Source organism: Brevibacillus massiliensis, from assembly GCF_000311785.1.
Classification (GTDB): Bacteria; Bacillota; Bacilli; order Brevibacillales; family Brevibacillaceae; genus Brevibacillus_C; species Brevibacillus_C massiliensis.
Map to the genome: position 1 here is coordinate 335,436 of NZ_HE978536.1, position 1,780 is coordinate 337,215.

Annotated in this window: 1 protein-coding gene; it reads left to right on the plus strand. The window is 53.2% G+C overall.

What is annotated here, in order from left to right; all coding sequences use genetic code 11:
- Positions 1-94: 94 nt before the first annotated feature.
- Entirely contained in the window at positions 95-1,756 is a 1,662-nt protein-coding gene (locus HGBM_RS05530) for a methyl-accepting chemotaxis protein (protein WP_019120094.1), read from the plus strand.
- Positions 1,757-1,780: the final 24 nt, after the last annotated feature.

The following is a 1,780-nucleotide window of genomic DNA, read 5'->3' on the forward strand; positions in this document are numbered from 1 at the left end:
ATTTCCGGGATACTTTTCTGCTCGTTCTCACTCTCACAATGGTAAAATAGTACCAAATTGCCAACAACAGGGTTGCTCATTGGAGGAGTAGAGAATGTTACAGAAAACTTCCATCCGCTACAAAATGCTGCTGACGCTGGTTTTTATCACGTTGGTACCCATTTTGACAGCGGGCTATTTTCAATTTGAGAACGCCAAGCAGGGGATTTACAACTTGACGATTGAAGACCTGCGGTACATAACGAAGCTGAAAGCGAAGGAGTTGGCCCCCTACACCCGGACGAAGTCACCCAGCCCGGAAGAACTCGAAGAAATCGCCAAGATCGTATACGAGGTGGGAGAATCCTACTATCAGCCAAACGGGATGATCGGCTACGCTTATCTGATGGACGAGAACGGCGTGGCGATCATCCATCCTTCCGACGACACGAAAGGAGACGATCTAAGCGTCTACGACTTTGCCCAAAAGATGTTTGCAGACAAACAAGGGTGGGTGGAGTACGACTGGAAAGGAGAACCAAAGTTATCCGCCTTCGAAATGCTGCCGAACGGGTGGATGCTGGTCATCGGCAGTTACCAGGACGATTTGTTCAAGCCGTTTGAAAAAAGCAAAACCATTATTCTCGGCATCACCATCGTCGCCGGCGCTGTCGCGCTGCTCGCCGGGGCCGTGATCGTCAACCGTCTGATCAGGCCGATAAAAAATCTGGTCGAGGCGATGCAAAAAGCAGAAACAGGCGACCTGACCCAGCAAGTGCCTGTCACCTCAAGGGACGAGCTGGGGCAATTGTCGCGGATGTTTAACGAAATGCTGACGGTATTTCGCAAGATGATGGCAGAAGTTCAGGACGTATCGGAGCAGGTAGCCGGTGCTTCGGAAGAACTGACCGCAAGTGCCGGCGAGAGTGCCCGGGCTTCCGAGCAAATCTCCATGGCGGCTGGAGAGATTGCGGCGGGGTCGGAGCGTCAAAAAGAAACCGTGCAGACGACGACAGCTACTTTGCACCGAATGGGTCGAGATATTGAACAGATTGCTTCCTTTGCCGACCGGGTCAGCCATGATTCCGCCGTCGCGACACAATACGCGCATGAGGGTGAACAAAAATTGTCCCGGCTGGCTCGCGAGATGGACGAGATCAGTACCAAGGTGCATACGACAGAAGAAGCTGTCCGCCAATTGGGCGAGCAGTCAGAAGTGATCATGGGAATTATTTCCATCATTCGGGATATCAGTGAGAAAACAAATCTGCTGGCGCTGAACGCAGCGATTGAAGCGGCTCGTGCCGGCGAGCAAGGGAAAAGCTTTGCCGTCGTGGCGACAGAAGTACGGAAGCTGGCAGAGCAGTCGCGTCAATCTGCCGAGGAGATCTCCCAATTGGTCTATTCGATCCATACGGAAATACAAGATGCCGTCAATGCGATGGGAGCGGCTACCCGGGCCGTTCAGGAAGGCAGAGAGGGCGCAGGAGCTGCCGGACAGGCTTTCCTGCAGATCCTAAAGGCGGTCGACGATGTAAACAGGCAGATTGAGCAAATGAACCAGGCCGCTCAAACGATCCGTCAGGATACCGGACGCATCGTCAAAGATGCAGACGAGATCGCCCGTTTGGCGACGCTTGCCGCGGACGACATCCAGGAGGTGGCCGCCGCATCGCAGCAGCAAACCGCTTCCACAGAAGAGATGAACGCGGCCTCCGAGGCGTTGGCGGAAATGGCCAACAAGTTGTCAGAACAGGTAAAACGGTTTAAAATTTAGGATTTCAGCATGTTAACATGGTAT